This is a genomic window from Mesorhizobium sp. LNHC229A00, from assembly GCF_000502415.1.
Lineage (GTDB): Bacteria > Pseudomonadota > Alphaproteobacteria > Rhizobiales > Rhizobiaceae > Mesorhizobium.
Window position 1 is genome coordinate 427,787 of the sequence record NZ_AYWQ01000001.1, and the last position, 18,165, is coordinate 445,951.

At 62.1% G+C, this 18,165-nt stretch carries 16 protein-coding genes and 3 pseudogenes; 13 read left to right on the forward strand and 6 right to left on the reverse strand.

Features of this window, described 5'->3' with window-relative positions:
- Positions 1-45 precede the first annotated feature (45 nt).
- Entirely contained in the window at positions 46-621 is a 576-nt protein-coding gene (locus tag X742_RS167535) for a DUF4893 domain-containing protein (protein WP_023769857.1), read from the reverse strand.
- Positions 622-737: 116 nt separating this feature from the next.
- Here X742_RS167535 and X742_RS167530 point away from each other — a divergent pair, with 116 nt between their 5' ends.
- On the forward strand, positions 738-1,658 hold the full coding sequence (locus X742_RS167530; RefSeq protein WP_023769858.1) for an NAD(P)-dependent oxidoreductase: 921 nt from the start codon (positions 738-740) through the stop codon (positions 1,656-1,658).
- Between the two features lie 5 nt (positions 1,659-1,663).
- On the opposite strand, the gene X742_RS167525 is transcribed toward X742_RS167530, so the two are convergent.
- Entirely contained in the window at positions 1,664-2,293 is a 630-nt protein-coding gene (locus tag X742_RS167525) for a DUF1638 domain-containing protein (protein WP_023769859.1), read from the reverse strand.
- A 55-nt stretch (positions 2,294-2,348) separates the two neighbouring features.
- Here X742_RS167525 and X742_RS27760 point away from each other — a divergent pair, with 55 nt between their 5' ends.
- Positions 2,349-2,486, forward strand: coding sequence for an entericidin A/B family lipoprotein (locus X742_RS27760; protein ID WP_015317428.1), 138 nt, complete (start codon positions 2,349-2,351; stop codon positions 2,484-2,486).
- Positions 2,487-2,566: 80 nt separating this feature from the next.
- Here the strand turns inward: X742_RS27760 and X742_RS167520 are convergent, their stop codons facing one another.
- Positions 2,567-3,265 carry a B12-binding domain-containing protein gene (locus X742_RS167520; RefSeq protein WP_015317429.1) on the reverse strand — a complete coding sequence of 233 codons (699 nt, stop codon included), beginning with the start codon at positions 3,263-3,265 and terminating at the stop codon, positions 2,567-2,569.
- Positions 3,266-3,553: 288 nt separating this feature from the next.
- Between X742_RS167520 and X742_RS01000000169480 the strand changes: the two are divergent.
- The 9 genes and pseudogenes from X742_RS01000000169480 (at position 3,554) to X742_RS1000000174710 (ending at position 12,603) form a co-directional block, all read left to right on the forward strand.
- Positions 3,554-5,201, forward strand: a pseudogene (locus X742_RS01000000169480) (trimethylamine methyltransferase family protein).
- Positions 5,202-5,298: 97 nt separating this feature from the next.
- Positions 5,299-5,985 carry a hypothetical protein gene (locus X742_RS167515; protein ID WP_023769860.1) on the forward strand — a complete coding sequence of 229 codons (687 nt, stop codon included), beginning with the start codon at positions 5,299-5,301 and terminating at the stop codon, positions 5,983-5,985.
- Positions 5,986-6,023: 38 nt separating this feature from the next.
- A pseudogene (locus X742_RS167510) lies at positions 6,024-6,197 on the forward strand (cyanate transporter); the annotation flags it as partial.
- Positions 6,198-6,331: 134 nt separating this feature from the next.
- The gene (locus X742_RS167505) at positions 6,332-7,069 is read left to right on the forward strand and encodes a dienelactone hydrolase family protein (protein WP_023769862.1); all 738 of its coding nucleotides are present in this window, start codon (positions 6,332-6,334) and stop codon (positions 7,067-7,069) included.
- 97 nt (positions 7,070-7,166) lie between these two features.
- Complete coding sequence (locus tag X742_RS167500; protein ID WP_023769863.1) at positions 7,167-8,345, forward strand: NAD(P)/FAD-dependent oxidoreductase; 1,179 nt, start codon at positions 7,167-7,169, stop codon at positions 8,343-8,345.
- A gap of 269 nt (positions 8,346-8,614) precedes the next feature.
- Positions 8,615-9,175 carry an RNA polymerase sigma factor gene (locus tag X742_RS167495; RefSeq protein WP_023769865.1) on the forward strand — a complete coding sequence of 187 codons (561 nt, stop codon included), beginning with the start codon at positions 8,615-8,617 and terminating at the stop codon, positions 9,173-9,175.
- Positions 9,176-9,177: 2 nt separating this feature from the next.
- The gene (locus X742_RS167490) at positions 9,178-11,349 is read left to right on the forward strand and encodes a VWA domain-containing protein (protein WP_023769866.1); all 2,172 of its coding nucleotides are present in this window, start codon (positions 9,178-9,180) and stop codon (positions 11,347-11,349) included.
- A gap of 160 nt (positions 11,350-11,509) precedes the next feature.
- Positions 11,510-12,205 (forward strand): glutamine amidotransferase, encoded by a 696-nt coding sequence (locus X742_RS167485; protein ID WP_023769867.1) that lies wholly within the window; start codon positions 11,510-11,512, stop codon positions 12,203-12,205.
- 116 nt (positions 12,206-12,321) lie between these two features.
- Positions 12,322-12,603 carry a hypothetical protein gene (locus tag X742_RS1000000174710; RefSeq protein WP_084056048.1) on the forward strand — a complete coding sequence of 94 codons (282 nt, stop codon included), beginning with the start codon at positions 12,322-12,324 and terminating at the stop codon, positions 12,601-12,603.
- A 17-nt stretch (positions 12,604-12,620) separates the two neighbouring features.
- On the opposite strand, the gene bmt is transcribed toward X742_RS1000000174710, so the two are convergent.
- On the reverse strand, positions 12,621-13,673 hold the full coding sequence (gene bmt, locus X742_RS167475) for a betaine--homocysteine S-methyltransferase (protein ID WP_084569462.1): 1,053 nt from the start codon (positions 13,671-13,673) through the stop codon (positions 12,621-12,623).
- A gap of 69 nt (positions 13,674-13,742) precedes the next feature.
- Positions 13,743-14,600 carry a helix-turn-helix transcriptional regulator gene (locus tag X742_RS167470; protein WP_023769870.1) on the reverse strand — a complete coding sequence of 286 codons (858 nt, stop codon included), beginning with the start codon at positions 14,598-14,600 and terminating at the stop codon, positions 13,743-13,745.
- A 230-nt stretch (positions 14,601-14,830) separates the two neighbouring features.
- Here X742_RS167470 and X742_RS167465 point away from each other — a divergent pair.
- Positions 14,831-15,917: pseudogene (locus X742_RS167465) on the forward strand (fatty acid desaturase).
- 93 nt (positions 15,918-16,010) lie between these two features.
- The gene (locus tag X742_RS167460; protein ID WP_023769872.1) at positions 16,011-16,838 is read left to right on the forward strand and encodes a PhnD/SsuA/transferrin family substrate-binding protein; all 828 of its coding nucleotides are present in this window, start codon (positions 16,011-16,013) and stop codon (positions 16,836-16,838) included.
- On the opposite strand, the gene X742_RS167455 is transcribed toward X742_RS167460, so the two are convergent.
- Positions 16,803-18,158 (reverse strand): Xaa-Pro peptidase family protein, encoded by a 1,356-nt coding sequence (locus X742_RS167455; RefSeq protein WP_023769873.1) that lies wholly within the window; start codon positions 18,156-18,158, stop codon positions 16,803-16,805. The two genes, X742_RS167460 and X742_RS167455, sit on opposite strands and share 36 nt — an antisense overlap.
- Positions 18,159-18,165: the final 7 nt, after the last annotated feature.

Sequence of the window (18,165 nt, forward strand, 5' to 3'; positions counted from 1 at the left end):
TAATCCTTGGTATGCCGAAGCCTTACCAACGCATGAAGACCCCAGTCAGCGCTTTAACTCCACGATGTCGAGCTTCGATTCATAATAGGGCGCGGGGAACTCGATACGCCATTCCTTGGCACTGTTTCGGAAGGCGTAGCCGACCTGGTCGGTTTGCGGGCCGCTGCCATAGGGCTTTGCCCGATCGTCGTTGACGGAGCCGGAGCCAAGATAGATCGAGCGCTTGTCGCCGTCGTCGAAGAAGCGGCCCTGGGTGCGCTGAGAACCGCTGATCTTTTCCAGTCGCCAACCGGAGCCATCATCGGTGACCCTGCATTTGAACCAGCCATAGACAACGAGCGGGCTCAGTCCGCCGACCTTGATCGTGCGGCACCGCCACTTGCCGGTGAGATCCTTGTCGGAGAAGGCGACCAGCGGCTTGGCCAACAGCGTGTCGAGTTGCTTGAGCTCGGCGGGGTTGGCCGCCTTTGCTTCGGCGAGCGCCGCCTTGCGGGTGTCGCCATATTTGTCGAGCCGCGCCTTATCGGCAGGCGTGATCAGTTTTTGCACTTGACCGTCGGCAAGGGCGGGCAAACTGCAGCAGAGGAGACCAAGGGCGGCGATCAATGGGCGAAGGATCATCAAAGGATTCCCTGTTTGTCTGGAACGGCGCTGCTGCCGCCTGGCGCATAACTTACCGGGTCGCTGGCGCCTGTCATCGTGCTTAACAGCGTCTCGGTCAAAACTTATGGTGACGCATGCGAATCTTGCTTACGGGATCGTCGGGTTGGCTGGGCAGCGCGTTGGCGCCGCTCCTGCGTAGACTTGGACACGACGTCACCGGCCTCGATCCCGTTCCATCGGCCGAAACGCTGATCGTCGGTTCGATCGCCAACCGTGACCTCGTCATGCGAGCCGTCGGAGAAAACCGGATAGAGGCCATTATTCACTGCGGCGCGCTGCACAAGCCCAACATAGACAGCCATGCCAACAGCGATTTCATCGCGGCCAACGTGCAAGGCACGCTAAACCTACTCGACGCGGCGGTGGCTGCCAATGTGCAACGGTTCGTCTTCACGTCAACGACCTCGCTGATGATTTCGCAGGCGATACGCGACGGCTTCAAAGGCGGTGCGCGCAAGGCGGCGTGGCTGACGGAAGCGATGTCGCCCGAGCCGCGCAATATCTACGGTGTCACCAAGCTATCCGCCGAGCATCTCTGCCGTCTCTACCATCTCCAGCACGGGCTGCCGGTGGTGGTGCTGCGCACGGCACGTTTCTTCCCCGAGGCCGACGACATGGCGCATGCCATCGAGCAATCGGACGCCAACACCAAAGCAAACGAAATGCTGTTTCGGCGGCTGACGGTGGAGGACGCGGCGCAGGCGCATGTCGTGGCCTTGGAGAAGGCACCGGAGCTCGGCTTCGACATCTTCATAGTCTGTGCGCCGACGCCGTTCCAACCCGAAGATTGCGAGGCGTTGATCAGGGACGCGCCGTCCGTGGTGGCGCGGTACTTTCCTGAATTTCCCGCTCTCTACGCGAGGAAGGGCTGGACGATGTTTTCCTCGATCGACCGGATCTATGACGCGTCGCGGGCGCGGGACAGGCTGGGTTTTGCCTGCAGGACGCGCTTTGCCGACGTGCTGGCGGCGCTGGCAGCCGAAGACCCGGCCTGAAGCCGTCAGGCGTTCGCGGCCGCCCGCGCCAGGCCTGGCGTCAGGTCGCCAAAACCGGTGGAGCGGCGCTCGTAGGCGAGGCCGAGCAGGGCGGCGGCCTTTTCCGCGACCTTGTCGAGCTCCGGATCGTCGGTCTGCGCCAGATAGATCAGCTTCTCGTAGTTGCCGAAATAGTCCTTGATCAGCTCCGGATGCTTGTCCAGCCCGAGCGGCTTCATGAAAAAGGCATCGAACTGGCGGCACAGGAAGTCCGTCATGTAGAAGGACATCATGTCGTCGTCGGCGACCTTCGCATAGGCTTCCATGCCTTGATAGAAGGCGAAGCAATGCGGGCCGGCCATGCGTTCGACGCCATGCTTCTCCAACACGCGGTCAAGCAGCCCGCCAGTGCCGCAATCGGCATAGCCGACGAAGATGTGTTCATAGCCTTCCGCCCTGGCCTTTTCGATCGCCTTGTCCATGGCCGGCGCGATGCGGTCGGGATGGAAATGAAACTCCGCCGGCAAACACGTCAATTCGAGGTGATCCAGCCCGAGCTGTTCCTTGACGGCCAACACCTCGCGCGCAATCATCCCGCAGGCGATGACGAGCAGCCTGTCTGTCTGATTCGGTTTTGTTTTTTTCGTCTTGACCAAGTCGAGCCGGCTTTTCGCTGCGGGGCTAATTTATCTTTCGAGGGAGACACCGTCCATGAAACTGCTACGCATAGCGCCGATGGCTATCCTTGCCTGCGCTCTTGCACTTACGGCCTGCGCCAACACCGTTCGGGGTGTCGGCAAGGATGTCAAGTCGACGGCCAGGGCGGTCAAAGACACCGTCGCCAATTGATCGGCGGCCGTCTCTCATCTGGGGACAAAAAAGCCGCGCTGCAAGGCGCGGCTTCTCTTTCGTCGCCCTGATGCCTTGGATCAGGCCGAAGCACGCACGTTGTGCTTGCGCTTCATGAAATCCTTGGCGGTCTCGACCGCCACCGCCGCGTCGCGGCAATAAGCGTCGGCGCCGACGGCCTTGCCGAATTCCTCGTTGAGCGGCGCGCCGCCGACCAGCACGACGTAGTCGTCGCGAATGCCCTTTTCCTTCATCGTGTCGATGACGACCTTCATGTAGGGCATGGTGGTGGTCAGCAGCGCCGACATGCCGATGATGTCGGGCTGGTGCTTTTCGATCGCGTCGAGATACTTCTCGACCGCGTTGTTGATGCCGAGATCGATGACGTCGAAGCCCGCCCCCTCCATCATCATGCCGACGAGGTTCTTGCCGATGTCGTGGATGTCGCCCTTGACGGTGCCGATCACCATCTTGCCCTGTTTCGGCGCGCCGGTGGCGGCGAGCAGCGGACGCAGGATGAACATGCCGGCCTTCATGGCGTTGGCGGACAACAGCACTTCCGGCACGAACAGGATGCCGTCGCGAAAATCCTCGCCGACGATACGCATGCCTTCGACCAGCGCCTCGGTAAGCACCTTGTAGGGCGCCCAGCCGCGCTCGAGGAGGATGTTGGTGCCTTCCTCGATCTCTTCCTTCAGCCCGTCATATAGATCGTCGTGCATCTGCTGCACCAGCTCGTCGTCGGAAAGCTCGGAAAGGATGATCTCGTCGTCGGACATTTTTATCCAGCTCCTCACGGCATCGCGACTGTGTCGCAAGGCACAAAATATTGGTGTTCATACCTAACCCGCAACGGGCGGGTATCCATAGCTGATTTGCGACTTCCCGCAAAAGGAAAGCGACTGGAAAATCTATCGGTTTTCTTGTCGATTTTGCGACAGGCGTTGGCGCGGACGGGCCGTTTCGAATAGGGTGCATGGCTACGATCCGGGCAAAGCCGCGTCATGCGGCTGCAACGGTTACGGACCAGCCATAGTCACGCAGGCCATATTCAGGGAAGAGCGATCATGAGCGAACACGCGGCAGTCGACCAGGAAGCGTCAAACGCGCGCCGTGGGCGCGGCGCCAGCGGCGGAGCAGCGGCCAGGCGTGCGGCGCGCTCCGGCGGCGGCCCCGGCACCCAGCTCACCTACATCAAGCGCAAGATCAACGTCTACGAGGTGCTGAACGAGGAAGGCCTGGCGCTGATCGAGAAGAACACCGACACGGTGCTGGAAGAGATCGGCATTATTTTTCGCGATGACGCGGAAGCGCTGCAGCTCTGGAAAGAGGCCGGCGCCGACGTCAAGGGCGAGCGCGTGCATTTTCCCAAGGGACTCTGCCGTTCGCTCTTGAAGACCGCCCCTCCCATCTACACCCAGCATGCCCGCAATTCAGAACGCTCGGTGCAGATCGGTGGCAATGCGACGGTATTCGCACCGGTCTATGGTCCGCCCTTCGTGCGCGATCTCGACGGCGTCAGGCGCTACGCGACGATCGAGGATTTCCAGAATTTCGTGAAGCTTGCCTACATGGCGCCGTCGATCCACCATTCGGGNCTACGCGACGATCGAGGATTTCCAGAATTTCGTGAAGCTTGCCTACATGGCGCCGTCGATCCACCATTCGGGGGGCACGGTATGCGAGCCGGTCGACGTGCCGGTCAACAAGCGCCATCTCGACATGGTCTACGCGCACATCAAATATTCCGACAAGCCGTTCATGGGTTCGGTGACCGCACCGGAGCGCGCCGAGGACACGGTGGCGATGGCCAAGCTCGTCTTCGGCGACGACTTCGTCGACAACAACACGGTGCTGACGAGCCTGATCAACGCCAACTCGCCGATGGTGTTCGACGAAACCATGCTCGGCGCCTTGAAAGTCTATTCGCGGCATAACCAGGCCTGCATCGTCACGCCGTTCATCCTGGCCGGCGCGATGAGCCCGGTGACGGTCGCCGGCACGCTGACGCAGGTCCTGGCCGAAGTGCTGGCCGGCGCCTCGTTCACGCAGCTGATCCGTCCGGGCGCGCCAGTGCTGTTCGGCACCTTCGCCTCGTCGATCTCGATGCAGTCGGGCGCGCCGACCTTCGGCACGCCGGAGCCGTCGCTGGTCTCCTATGGCGCGGCACAACTGGCCCGCCGGCTCGGCTTGCCGTTCCGTACCGGGGGCTCGCTCTGTGCTTCGAAAGTTCCGGACGCACAGGCAGCCTATGAGAGCGCCAACACGCTGAACTCGACCATTCTCGCCGGCACCAATTTCGTCCTGCATTCGGCAGGCTGGCTCGAAGGTGGACTGGCCTCCTGCTACGAAAAATTCATGATGGATATCGACCAGCTCGGTATGACCCAGAAATTCTCCGAGGGCGTCGACCTGTCGGAAAACGGCCAGGCGATGGACGCCATCCGCCAGGTCGGCCCGGGCAGCCACTATCTCGGCTGCGACCATACGCAGGCCAATTTCCAGACCGCATTCTACCGCTCGTCGATCGCCGACAACAACTCCTACGAGCAGTGGCTGGCCGAGGGCCAGAAGACCGCACCGCAGCGCGCCAACGATCTGGCGCGGCGCTGGCTGGAGGTTTACGAAGCGCCGCACCTTGATGAAGGCATCGATGAAGCCTTGAAGGATTTCATCGCCAAGAAGAAGGGGTCGATGCCCGACGCCTTCACCTGAAAGGAGCCCGAGTCAGGCGGGGCTAAAGTCGCCAACATCATTCACAAGGAAGTCTGGCGGAGCGCCTTCTCCGATCCGGACAAGAAGGGATGATTGCATGCGCGGCATGATCGACGAGATCACGGCCGCGCTTGGCGCCAACGGCCTCATCCTGCGTGGCGGTCTTCTTTTTCGCGATGACGAGGGTGTTCCTGATGGCGCCTCGGGTCGGCCGGCAAAGTCTGTCCTGCTGGTAGGGCAGGCGGGTGCCGCGCCTTGGCCGCATTTCCTGCGCTGGCGGCAGCAACAGCCACAGGCGATCGCCGATCCGCTCGACACCTGGTCACGGCAGGTCATCGGCGAGGTAGCGCAAGAGTTTGGTGCCCGCTTCGTTTCGCCCTCGGACAAGCCTTACCTGCCGTTCCAGCAATGGGCTGTTCGGGCGGAGGGGCTGAAGCCGTCCCCGCTCGGCATCCTCATGCATCCGCAATACGGGCTTTGGCATGCTTATCGCGGCGCGTTGCTGTTCGAGGAGGAGATAACGCTTCCGGAATTTCGGGAGACGATCCATCTTTGCGACACATGCGTCGACAAACCTTGTCTGAAATCCTGTCCGGTCGACGCTTATTCGACGGATGGTTTCGCCTACCAGGCCTGCCTTGCGCATGTGCGGGGGGCGAATGGCGAGCCGTGCCGCAGTGGCGGTTGCCTCGATCGCAACGCCTGCCCCTATGGCTGCTCCTATCGCTATCCGCCGGAGGTTCAGGCGTTTCACATGGCTAGTTTTGCACGGGCCGCCACCTGATTTTTGCCCCCGCCAAGCAGGCTACGCCGATGGGCGCCTTGACCGCGACCGGTCCGCTTCTGGTCCGACTGATCCGTGGCTGGACCGGCAGTTTTTCGGTATCGGCCTTTCTGTTCGTCGCGCTCGGTCTTGGCGCTGCCATCATGGGGTGCGGCGCCGGCCGTGCGCAGCATGTCGGAGCCAGGACCATACGCCTCGAGGGCCAAAGCTGATCGAAACTTTCCGCAGGCAGCCTGCAAGCGCATCACGCGATTCCGCACGAAATGTTGACTATCGGGCTCAGGGAACGCCTTGCCGTGGCGGCTTGCGCGGATATGTATCGCGCATCTGGCAAACGGAGCAGGCAATGACGAAGCAGGACCTTCACATCAAGACCCGTGACGGCGTGGCGAAGGCGGGCCTGTTCCGCTCGGCCAAGGTCTCTTCAGCCAAGGCCGGTGTCATTCTCTACCAGGATGCCTTCGGTCCTCGCCCGGCGCTTGACCAGATGGCGGAACGGCTGGCGGTCGAGGGCTATGCGGTGCTGGTGCCCGATCTATTCTATCGCAATGCTCCCTATGGGCCGTTCGCCGCCAAGACCGCCTTTGTCGAAGAAAAGACAAAGGCGTCGCTGATGGCGCTGGTCACCGGTACGACGCAGGAAATGACCATCAGCGACAGCGCCGCCTTTGTCGACGCGCTCGCCGGCGAAGGCGTCGCGGGACCGATCGGCACTGTGGGCTATTGCATGGGCGGGGCACGGGCGCTCAACGCGGCCGCGACCTACCCCGACAGGGTCAAGGCCGCCGCCAGTTTTCATGGCGGCAACCTAGCCAGCGATGCCGCCGACAGCCCGCACCGCAAGGCGGCTTCCATCAAGGCGCGCGTCTATGTCGGCATGGCGGGCGTCGACCGGAGTTTTCCACCGGAGCAGTCGACCAAGCTGGCCGCGGCGCTGAGGGCGGCGGAAGTCGACCATCTGCTGGAGAACTATGTCGGCATGGCGCATGGCTGGTGCGTGCCCGACCACAGCGTCTACGACGAAGCTGGAGCCGAGCGTCACTGGAAGCGGCTGACGGCGCTGTTTGCCGAGACACTGACCTGAGTCTCGCGTCTGTTCTCGCCTGTTGGCTGCCCAATCCGTTCGCGGTATCAGGGCGTCTCGCTGATTGAGCGGGAGCCGCGCGGGAACGATCAACCTTATGCAATCCTATGATGTCGTGATCATCGGCGCCGGCGCCGCCGGAATGATGTGCGCCGTGGAAGCGGCCAAGCGCGGCCGTTCGGTGCTGATCCTCGATCATGCGGCGGCACCTGGCGAAAAGATCCGCATCTCCGGCGGCGGCCGATGCAATTTCACCAACATCCATGCGAGCCCGAAGAATTTCATCTCGAGGAATCCGCATTTCTGCATCTCGGCGCTCAGCCGCTATACGCAGCGCGATTTCATTGCGCTGGTCGAACGCCACGGTATTGCCTATCACGAGAAGACATTGGGGCAGCTGTTTTGTGACGGCTCCGCGCGCCAGATCATCGATATGCTAGTCTCGGAAATGCGGGGCAGGGGCGCCGAGCTGGTATTGTCGACCCGCGTCGAGACTATCGGCAAAACCGCGGAAGGGTTTGAACTCACCCTCTCCACCGGCTCGGTTTCCTGCCAGTCCCTCGTCGTGGCCTGTGGCGGCAAGTCGATCCCCAAGATGGGCGCGACGGGCTTCGGCTACGAGCTTGCCGAGCGGTTTGGCCTTGCCGTCGTCGAAACACGGCCTGCACTGGTGCCGTTGACCTTTGACGCAAAAACGCTTGAGCGGCTTTCGCCCCTGGCCGGAAACGCGGTCGACGCCGAGATTGCCTGCGGCAAGACGCGATTTTCCGAAGCGATGCTGTTCACGCATCGCGGCGTCAGTGGGCCATCCATCCTGCAGATATCCTCCTATTGGCGCGAGGGCGATGAGATCCGCATCGCCATGCTGCCGGGCACTGATGTGGCTGAGCTCGTCCGCGCCGCCAGGCGTGGCAATGGCCGGCAAGCGGTGCAGACCGTGCTGGCGAATCATCTGCCGAAACGGCTGGCTCAGGCGATAGCCGAGCGAACCGGGCTAGACGGCAACCTCGCCGACCTTTCCGAGGCCCAGATCAAAACAGTCGAGGTCGCGGTCAACGACTGGCGCATCAAGCCAGCCGGTTCGGAGGGCTACCGGACGGCCGAAGTGACGCTCGGCGGGGTAGACACCAACAGCCTCGACCAGAAGACGATGCGGGCGAAGTTGATGCCGGGCCTGTTCTTCATCGGCGAGGTCGTCGACGTCACCGGCTGGCTCGGCGGCTATAATTTCCAATGGGCGTGGTCGTCGGGCTGGGCGGCGGGCCAGGCGTGTTGACGTTCAGGCGAGGCCGGCCTGCCTGACTCGACACGCCCCAGACACAAACGTCCAATTCGAGAAAAATCTTTCCATCCCCCCAAGGATTAGCCATTAGCCTTCGTCCAACAGGCAAATGATGGCGATGATGCTGGATGAGAGCGAAGCCTCCGACGCCGAACTGATCGGGCGGGCGAAGGGCGGAGACAGGGGGGCCTTCGGCAAATTGCTGGAGCGTCACTACGACTTCGTCTATCGCGCCGCCTATCGCTGGTGCGGCAGGAAGNATGATGGCGATGATGCTGGATGAGAGCGAAGCCTCCGACGCCGAACTGATCGGGCGGGCGAAGGGCGGAGACAGAGAGGCCTTCGGCAAATTGCTGGAGCGTCACTACGACTTCGTCTATCGCGCCGCCTATCGCTGGTGCGGCAGGAAGGCCGATGCCGAAGACATCGCCCAGGAAGTCTGTGTCAGGCTGGGCAAGGCAATCCGCGATTATCGCGGCGGCGGCGCGTTCACGACATGGCTCTACACCATGACGATGAACGCGGCGCGCGACACGATGCGCAAGACCCAGCGCGAGACGGTCAAGACCGAGGCCTATGGCATCCATGCGTTGATATCGGGCGAAGGCCCGGCCGAGGGTGAAGAACCGACCGAGGCGTTGTGGGCGGCGGTGCGGCAATTGCCGGACAAGCAGCGCGATGCGGTAATGCTTGTCCATGGCGAAGGCTTGAGCCACGCGGCCGCCGCCGAGGCGATGGCGATCTCGGAGACGACGGTTTCCTGGCACATCCATGAAGCGAAGAAACGGCTGAAGACGTTGATGCGTTCAGCCGGGGAAGTGTGACCATGGTCGACGACAACGAACTCAGAAAGCTGAGCAATGCAGCGGTACCGGCGCCGGGCGAGAGCGCGAAGGCACGAGCCTTCGAAGCCGCCCTGCGCGCCTACGATCAGGAAAATATTTCCCCCGTCACCCAAGGATCGGCTGGCGGCCTTCGTCTCACGGAGCGAGCACAAAAGCTCTGGAGCGAGATCATGCAAAAGAAACTCATTGCCACGCCGGCCCTTGCCGGCCTCGTCGCCCTGCCGATCGCCGGGTACGCCACCTTCCATATGCTGAGGGAACAGCCGTCGCCGGTCGGCGGCGACGAGAAGATCACCGAGACGCTGGCCGACAAGCCGGCGACGCTGAAGACAACCACCGCCGAGCCGAAACAGGCTGCCGCGGCGCTGGAGAAGGACAAAAAGGCAGACTTGGACGTGGAAAGCCGCGATGCCAGCGGCGACGCGCTTGCGCCACCAGCTTCTCCGCCACAGTCGCAGACGACTGCCGTCGGGGGCTTGGCACCGCAGGATGGACGTACGCAAAACGTGACGCCGAATGCTGACGCCCCGGCAACAGTTAACGAATCTCAGTCGGCCACCTTGCGGGCTTACAAGCCAGCACCGGCCCCCAAAGGTGAATTCGCACTGGATGGCACGACAAGCGCGCCGTCGCGAGTTGCTCGCATGCCGGCTGCCGAGCCCAAGCTTATGTCCCCGCAGCAGCCGGCGGCCATCCCGGCCGACCAGGTGGCGCCGCAGGAGGAAAACCGCGACCGCGTCCAGGATTTCAAGACCAATCCGGTGCACGCCGCATTGGAGGAGCCGGTCTCGACCTTCTCGATCGATGTCGACACCGCGTCCTATTCCTTCGTGCGCGGCTCGCTGAAGCAGGGCTACCTGCCGCAAGCCGACACGGTTCGCGTCGAGGAGATGATCAATTACTTCCCCTATGACTGGAAGGGGCCGGACTCGGTATCAACGCCGTTCAACTCGACCGTCAGCGTCATGCCGACCCCGTGGAACGCGCACACCAAGCTGATGCACGTCGCCATCAAGGGTTTTGACGTCAAGCCGACCGAGCAGCCGAAGGCCAATCTGGTCTTCCTGATCGACGTGTCGGGCTCGATGGACGAACCGGACAAGCTGCCGCTGCTCAAGTCGGCGTTCCGGCTGCTGGTCAGCAAGCTGAAGGCCGACGACACCATCTCGATCGTCACCTATGCGGGCGATGCCGGCACCGTGCTGATGCCGACAAAGGTTGCCGAGAAGGACAAGATCCTCAATGCCATCGACAATCTGCGGCCCGGTGGCTCGACGGCAGGCGAGGCCGGCATCAAGGAAGCCTACAAGCTTGCCCAGCAGTCCTTCATCAAGGACGGCGTCAACCGGGTGATGCTTGCCACTGACGGCGACTTCAATGTCGGCCAGACCGATGACGACGACCTGAAGCGGCTGATCGAGAGCGAACGCAAGACCGGCGTGTTCCTGTCGGTGTTCGGCTTCGGCCGCGGCAATCTGAACGATGAAATGATGCAGACCATTGCCCAGAACGGCAACGGCACCGCTGCCTATATCGACACGCTGGCCGAGGCAGAGAAGGTGCTGGTCGAGGACGCGTCCTCGACGCTGTTCACCATCGCCAAGGACGTGAAGATCCAGGTCGAGTTCAACCCGAACAAGGTCTCCGAATATCGTCTTATCGGCTACGAGACCCGGGCGCTTAACCGCGAGGATTTCAACAATGACCGCGTCGATGCCGGCGATATCGGCTCGGGGCATTCGGTCACCGCGATCTACGAGATCACGCCCAAAGGCGGTGGTGGTGAGCAAATCGATCCGCTACGCTACGGCCAGGCGACGGTCAACAATGGCGGCGTTGCCAATGCGGACGAATATGCCTTCGTCAAGATCCGCTACAAGCTGCCCAACGAGGATGTCTCGAAGCTGATCACCACGCCGGTGACCTCGGCCAACGAGGTCGCGTCCTTCGACCGGGCGAGTACCGACCAGCGTTTCTCCGTCGCGGTCGCGGCCTTCGGCCAGAAGCTGCGCGACGAGGATGCGACCGGGAAGTTCGGCTACGACAAGATCATGGAGATTGCCACCGCCGCCCGAGGAGCCGACCCGTTTGGGTACAGGTCCGAGTTCCTTTCGCTTGTGCGCCTTGCCTCGGCGCTGGGCGGCAACCGGTAGTGGCGATGACGGCCGGTTTCTTTCAGATGACGGGATCGTTCTGATCACCGGCCGACGGGCGGGTGAGGCAGGCCGGCTAGGGATCTTTGCCCTTGCCGGCCTTTTTTCGTTGCGCCATGCTTGTCCGCCACCCATTCTGGCGAGCGGGAGGCAGAGAGCAATGAAGAGACGTATTATCCTGGTGCGGCACAGCGACGAACCTGCCGACGACCGTGTGTTCGCCTACCTCCAGCAAAGCGGCTACGAGCCCGTCTTGCGTCGAGCCTATGCCGGAGAGGTGCTGGACGTTGATGAGGATGTCGCGGGCGGCGTGGTCTACGGCGGAATGTACAATGTCTACGACACGTCACTGCATCCATTCTTGCTGAACGAGTACCGATTTATCGACTTCTGCATGAGCTCCGATATCCCCTTGCTCGGCATCTGCCAGGGCGCGCAGCAGATCGCCTGGCATCGCGGTGCTCATGTCGGTCCGCCGGTGAGCGGCGTGCACGAATTTGGCTGCTATCCACTCTACCCGACAGAGGGAGCGGAGGATTTTCTGTCCGAGCCGATCCATGTCACGCAATCACACTGGCACGGCTTTGAATTGCCTGAAGGCGCTCGGCACCTTGCTTCGAGCGCCTCGTTTCCCAACCAGGCTTTTTGCATTGGTGATAAGATCTACGGACTGCAGTTCCATCCGGAAGTCACGCCTACAGGATTTCGACGTGTGCAGGACCGCCCGACCGCGAACTATGGCAAGCCGGGCGCGCAGACGCGTGAAGAACAGGATCGTCTTATAAGCCTGCATGATGCAGCGCAGGCCTCCTGGTTTAACGGGTTCCTGCGTAAACTTTTTCCGCCTTTGATCTAGTTGGTCCATGACGATACTGCCGCAAGTTGGAGCGATCCGCACGGGATCGTTAAATTGCTCGGCATTTCCGGTACCGGATCGCAATTTCCTCTCGCTACACCGGTCATGTCTAAGGCTTGAGGGAGCCGGAATTGAAAATCACAACCACCGCCAACCCGACTCCGCCGGCACGTGATGCTTCGGCGGGTTTATCACCGTCAGCCGAATCCAGACGCATCAGCGACGATGTCGCGCAGGCGCGCCACACCGCCATGTCGGCGCTGACCAATGACCGCTTCCGCGCCATGCTGGAGCAGATTTCCGATCCGAGCGCATCCGGCGCGCTGGCAACAATGCGCGGCGACAACGTGGTTGATTTCAAGTCGGCCCTGTCAAGCTACGCCGACAACAGCGAATAACCGCAAAGGAAATCGCGTCAGGCGCGGCTGCGCCGCCGCTCGCGGCGGGCTTCGCTGGTCTCGGCGGTGTTTGCCGTCGCCACCTTGTTGCGCATCGGGCCGATGCGCTCGACGATTTTTTCGACCGTCGGGCGATCCGCCCTGGTGTGGGCGTCGAGCGCCTTGCGCATCGCGGCCAGATGCTGGAACGAGGTGCCGCAGCAGCCACCGATGATCTTGGCTCCGCCATCCACGGCGAGCCTGACATAGTCGGCCATCAGTTCCGGCGTACCGGAATAGTGGATCTCGGTGCCACGGAATTCGGGAATGCCGCAATTGCCCTTGACGATGACAGTCGCCTCCGGCTTGGCCTCGGTCATGTCGAGCAGCGAGGCCAGGATGTCGGAAGCGCCGACGCCGCAATTGGCGCCAACCCCGAGCGGTGCTTGCGACAGGCCGTCGGCGACGCCGTGGATGTCTTTCGGCAGCAGGCCCATCATGGTGCGACCGGCGGTGTCGAACGAGCCGGTATAGGTGTAGGGCAGGCCGACGCGTATGGCGGCTTCGGCAGCCGCGCGGATCTCGCCGGGCGCCGACATCGTCTCGATCCAGGCGACTTCGGCGCCACCCTCCTTGAGACCCTCGATCTGCTCGGCAAAGGCGTCAACCGCCTCGTCATAGGTCATGGCGCCAAGCGGCACCAGCAATTCCCCTGTCGGACCGACCGAGCCGGCGACGATCACCTTGCGGCCGGCCTTGTCGGCGACGGCGCGGGCGATCTCGGCTGCGCGCTTGTTCAGCGCATGCACGCGGTCCTGCGCATGGTGCAGTTTCAGCCGGTGGCGGGTGCCGCCGAACGAGTTGGTCAGGATGATGTCGGCGCCTGCGTCGACGAAATTCTGGTGCAGGCTGGTGATGGTGTCGGGCGCGGTTTCGTTCAGCAGTTCCGGCGCCTCACCGGCCTCCAGACCCATGGCGAACAAATTGGTGCCCGTGGCGCCATCGGCCAGCAGCACGCCCTTTTCAGTCAGCAACGCATCGATCGGATTGCTCGTCATCGGATTGGCTTTCGTGTCTTGGAATTCGAACATGTATGGAAATTCGAATAAGGATATAAAGAAGTCTTTATGTCTAGTCAATGAAAATGCGGCGCTGAGTGCTCAGGCAGAGCCTGATGCGAACGACATACCGGCGAGGTTGCGTGCAAAGGCTGCCGCTTCGTGCGGATTAATGTCGGCGGCGCGGATCAGATTGTCGAAATGTCGGGTCAAGGCCTGGACCGGCTGAGTGGCGTTCAGCACCACATACATGTCGCCGACATAGATCGCCGCGCGATAGGGGCCGAAAATGGTCAGCGGTATGGAATAGCGCATGCGGCCGTCATATAGGAACAGGCGGAAGGTCGGATAGAGGTCGTCGAGCAGCGTTGCCATATGGGCAAGCTGCTGCTGGCGGTCGGCCGCCGGGAAACGGTCCCACACGCCGAGACCGCGGGCGAAGATCTCCAGCGTGTGGCGCGGCATGCAGACTTCCATGTCGGTTTCCGGCCGCCGGTTGTACTCGATGCGGTATTGCGTTTCGCTGGCCTGCGCCAATCGGCTCCTGTTGGTGATGTTGGCCTCATAGTCGACGAGCGCGTGGGTGCGCAGGAGATCGGGAATGCCGGCAGGCACATAGCGGATCTTGGTGCCCGCCGCTTCCGCGAACCATTTGGCGAGCAGCGTGCGGTCGAAACCGTCGGGCGCTTCCTCGATCTCAAGGCTCTCGCGGATTTCGCCGGTCACGCCTTCATCCTGGCTGAGGCCAAGCAGCCAGTCTAGCGACACTTTGAATTCGGCGGCGATGTTCAGAAGCGTTTCGGCACGTGGCAGGCGGGTCGAGGCACCCGACATCAGTTGCGACAACGCCGACCTGTCGATGCCGACTGCTGACGCGAAAGCCGACTGGTTGAGGTCGGATCGTGTCAGGAGGAGCTTCAGACGCTCCCGGAAGATCGTCGACAGATCGCGCTTGTCCATGGCCTCGCCCTTATCCTCCGTAGGAAAAATTTGCGCCGGAGTTGAGCTAATTGGTGCCCGAGGCGTAAATGAATCCCTAAGATTGTTTACAATGTGCAACATATGCGGTCAAGAATGCGCAATCGCAACATTTTGTGCACTTTGTCGCGTTGAGTGGAATCATCTCTCCTGACACAATGCTGTCAGGAACCAGTTGGGGTTCCGGCGACTGAGGGACAGTGGTCGATAGCATGGCTGGCAAGAGCATCCGTCGAAGTAGCAGACCGGCCATCGAATGGCCGACGGTGGTTCTCGCTCTCTTCTGCTACGGGACATGGTTCGCCGCCGGCTTCTTCCTCTGGCCATCGTATCCCACAGCAGCGCTGATCGTCATGGCCGTCACNCGGGACATGGTTCGCCGCCGGCTTCTTCCTCTGGCCATCGTATCCCACAGCAGCGCTGATCGTCATGGCCGTCACTCTGGCATTGCAATCCTCTATCATGCATGAGGTGCTGCATGGTCACCCGACCCGCAACGGCCTTGTCAATGAAGCTTTCGTTTTCCTGCCGATCGGCCTCGCCTGGCCGTTTCGCCGTTTCAAGACCATTCACCTGCGCCACCATGCGGACGAGCGGCTGACCGATCCTCTCGACGATCCCGAGAGCTATTACCAGGCGCTCTGGATGCACGAAGAAATGCCACCGCTGATGAAGTTCGTGCTGAAGGTCAACAACACCATGGCAGGTCGCCTCGTCATGGGGCCATGGCTGTCCTGCATCGGCTTCTTCATCGATGACGCCAAGCATGTGATTGCCGGAGACAAGGCGATCCGCAAGGCCTGGCTGCTGCATGCGATCGGCCTTGCCGTGGTGCTGCCGGTCGTGCAGTTCGGCTTTGGCATGCCGGTTTGGCTCTATGTGTTGGTGCCGGTCTGGCTCGGCCAGTCGCTGATCTCGATTCGCACCTATGCCGAGCACCAATGGTCGGAGCATCCGGAAGGCCGCACGGTGATTGTGGAGCGCTCGCCGCTGTCATTCCTGTTCCTCAACAACAATCTGCACTTCGTCCATCACAAGAGCCCGACCATCGCCTGGTACCGGCTGCCGAAGCTGTTTCGTGACCGGCGGGAGGAATGGCTGCGGATGAACAATGGCTATGCCTATCCGAACTATTTCGCGCTGCTCAGATCCTATGCCTTCAAGGCCAAGGAGCCGATCGTGCATCCGGTTCTGCGGCGCGCGCCCGAGCCGGGCAGGGCGTTCAAGCCGCGCGTCAGGGCGCGCAGCATCAGTGGGCTTGGCAGCGCGCCGGTTCCCGCCGAACCGCCCAAGGAATAGTATCCGCGTGTAGAGTGGATACCGTGTCGGCCAATTCTGATTGGGCGCCGCGTTTTTGCGATCCTTTATCCCGGCATGGTGGTTTGATATCGCATGAGCGAATTGATTGCGGCGTTGCCGATGTATGACTGGCCGGAGGCGCGCGACGAGGTCGATGCCCAATGGGCGTCGTTGCGCGATGCCTTCCGGCGAAAGGGTATCGATGCGCCGCAATCCATCGTGCGCCGCAATGGCGACCTGCCGCCGGTGCCGGGCGGCATTCGGGACGGCGAAGGTAAACTCGTCGCGCCCGATCCGACGACCCTGCCGCCGGGCGAACTCGATTTCCACAAGCTCTGGATGCATCCGGCGCTGCTGTTCGCGCAGACCTGCTGGGGGCCGATGGAACTCGGTCTGTTCCGGCATGTGCAGGTGGTCGGCCAGCCAAGCTATGATGCCTATGAAGGCGGCCAGGGCGAACTTTATTCGAGCGCGCTGGTGATGCGTTCGGGCGAGGGGCCGGAGGTTCGGTCGCCCGCCGATGGCAAGGCCTTGCTGCCGCTCGACCTCATCCGGGACAGGCGCTTCACCTTCAACAGCCTCGATTCCATGTCGGGCATCATCGCGCTGACACGCGACCTGAAAGCGGCCGGCGAAGACCTGGACATATTTTCATCGCGCAGCGAAAGCGGCGGTCATCGCGACTCGATCGTGGCGGTCGCCGAAGGCAAAGCGGATGTTGCCGCGATAGATTGCGAAAGCTGGGCGCTGGCACAACGTTTCGAGCCGGCGGCGAAAACTGTAAGGATCGTCGGCTGGACGGGAAGGCGCAAAGGCTTGCCGTTCATCACCGCCAGGACGACGCCGGAAAAAAACGTGCGCGCGATGCGTGAAGCCCTTGCCGGGCTAGCCGAGCAGCCTCCGATCCAACGGGTAGGTTGAAAGCTTTTCGTTGCCGGTGTCGGTGATCAGGATCTGTTCCTCGATCTTGACACCCTCTCGACCGCCAAGCCGGCCGATATAGCTCTCCACACACAGCACCATGCCCGGTTCCAGCACGCCGTCGGGTGTATCGGATGTCCAGTCGCTGGCATGCGGCAAGGTCGGATATTCGTCGGCCAGTCCGACGCCGTGGTAGAGCACGCCGTAGCGAGTTGGGAAGCAGTCTCGAGGCGGTACAGCCGAGCGTTCGACCAGATCGCGGAACGAGACGCAGGGCTGCATCAAAGCGGTGTTGTACTCGATCTGGTCGGCGGCGATGCGGAACAGGTCGCGCTGTTCGTTGGTCGGCTTTGTGTCGCCACAGAGCCAGGTGCGCGAGAGATCGGCGCAGAAGCCGTAGGGGCCGATCAAATCGGTATCGAAGGCGACGAGATCGCCCGCCTCCATGATCCGCGACGAGCATTCCTGGAACCATGGATTGGTGCGCGGTCCCGACGTCAGCAGCCGGGTCTCGATCCATTCGCCGCCGCGCGCGATGTTGCCGCGATGGAGTTGCGCCCACAAATCGTTCTCGGAGATACCGGGCTTGAGCGCCTGTTCCATCTCGCCCATCGCTGCCTCGCAAGCGACGATGGCGCGGCGCATGGCAAGGATTTCATCCGGCGATTTGATCAGCCGCGCGTTTTCCATCACCGCCTCGCCATTGCCGATGGAAATGCCAAGGCGGTGGAGTTCTTCAACACCTTCCGGATTGATGTGGTCGACCGCGATGCGGTTGTTGCCGCCGCCATGTGCCCTGACCAAATCGGCGATACCGGCGGCCCAGCGGCGGACTTTCTGCTCGGTCAGTTCCCCACCATAGAGGTACATCCACGACACCGCCGGCCGCACTTCGTCGACGATGCCGGAATGATCGGACAGGTGCTCACAGGAAAAGTAGTCGAACAGCACCACCGGACCCTCGGTGGCCACGAAGCAATGCCGCGTCGGATTGTGCGCGACCCAGAGCTGCATGTTGGTCGAGTCGGTCGCATATCGGATGTTGACGGGATCATAGAGCAAGGCGCCGGCATAGCCGCGGCGCTTCAGCTCGGCGCGGATGCGCTCGAGCCGGTATTTTCGCATTGCCGGCAGGTCGGGCGCGGCAATACCCGCCGCCGCCCATTCCGCTTCGGCTTGCGCGCCATAGCCCAGCACATGCTGGTTGAGCGAAGCCGCCTTTTCGCGGGAGGCATCGCGCAACGCCTCGATCGAGCCTGATACAAACGGCATGATCTTGCGATGGCGGCCGAAGCTTCCCTTTGGCGCCCCGCTGTCCATCGGGCCC

Coding starts and splice junctions, on each gene's coding strand:
- X742_RS167470 (WP_023769870.1), bottom strand. CDS start 14,600: ATGGACAAGCGCGATCTGTCGACGATCTTCCGGGAGCGTCTGAAGCTC.
- X742_RS167500 (WP_023769863.1), top strand. CDS start 7,167: ATGCAATCCTATGATGTCGTGATCATCGGCGCCGGCGCCGCCGGAATG.
- X742_RS167535 (WP_023769857.1), bottom strand. CDS start 621: ATGATCCTTCGCCCATTGATCGCCGCCCTTGGTCTCCTCTGCTGCAGT.
- X742_RS167490 (WP_023769866.1), top strand. CDS start 9,178: ATGGTCGACGACAACGAACTCAGAAAGCTGAGCAATGCAGCGGTACCG.
- X742_RS167455 (WP_023769873.1), bottom strand. CDS start 18,158: ATGGACAGCGGGGCGCCAAAGGGAAGCTTCGGCCGCCATCGCAAGATC.
- X742_RS167515 (WP_023769860.1), top strand. CDS start 5,299: ATGCGCGGCATGATCGACGAGATCACGGCCGCGCTTGGCGCCAACGGC.
- bmt (WP_084569462.1), bottom strand. CDS start 13,673: ATGTTCGAATTCCAAGACACGAAAGCCAATCCGATGACGAGCAATCCG.
- X742_RS27760 (WP_015317428.1), top strand. CDS start 2,349: ATGAAACTGCTACGCATAGCGCCGATGGCTATCCTTGCCTGCGCTCTT.
- X742_RS167495 (WP_023769865.1), top strand. CDS start 8,615: ATGGCGATGATGCTGGATGAGAGCGAAGCCTCCGACGCCGAACTGATC.
- X742_RS167460 (WP_023769872.1), top strand. CDS start 16,011: ATGAGCGAATTGATTGCGGCGTTGCCGATGTATGACTGGCCGGAGGCG.
- X742_RS167505 (WP_023769862.1), top strand. CDS start 6,332: ATGACGAAGCAGGACCTTCACATCAAGACCCGTGACGGCGTGGCGAAG.
- X742_RS167485 (WP_023769867.1), top strand. CDS start 11,510: ATGAAGAGACGTATTATCCTGGTGCGGCACAGCGACGAACCTGCCGAC.
- X742_RS167520 (WP_015317429.1), bottom strand. CDS start 3,265: ATGTCCGACGACGAGATCATCCTTTCCGAGCTTTCCGACGACGAGCTG.
- X742_RS167530 (WP_023769858.1), top strand. CDS start 738: ATGCGAATCTTGCTTACGGGATCGTCGGGTTGGCTGGGCAGCGCGTTG.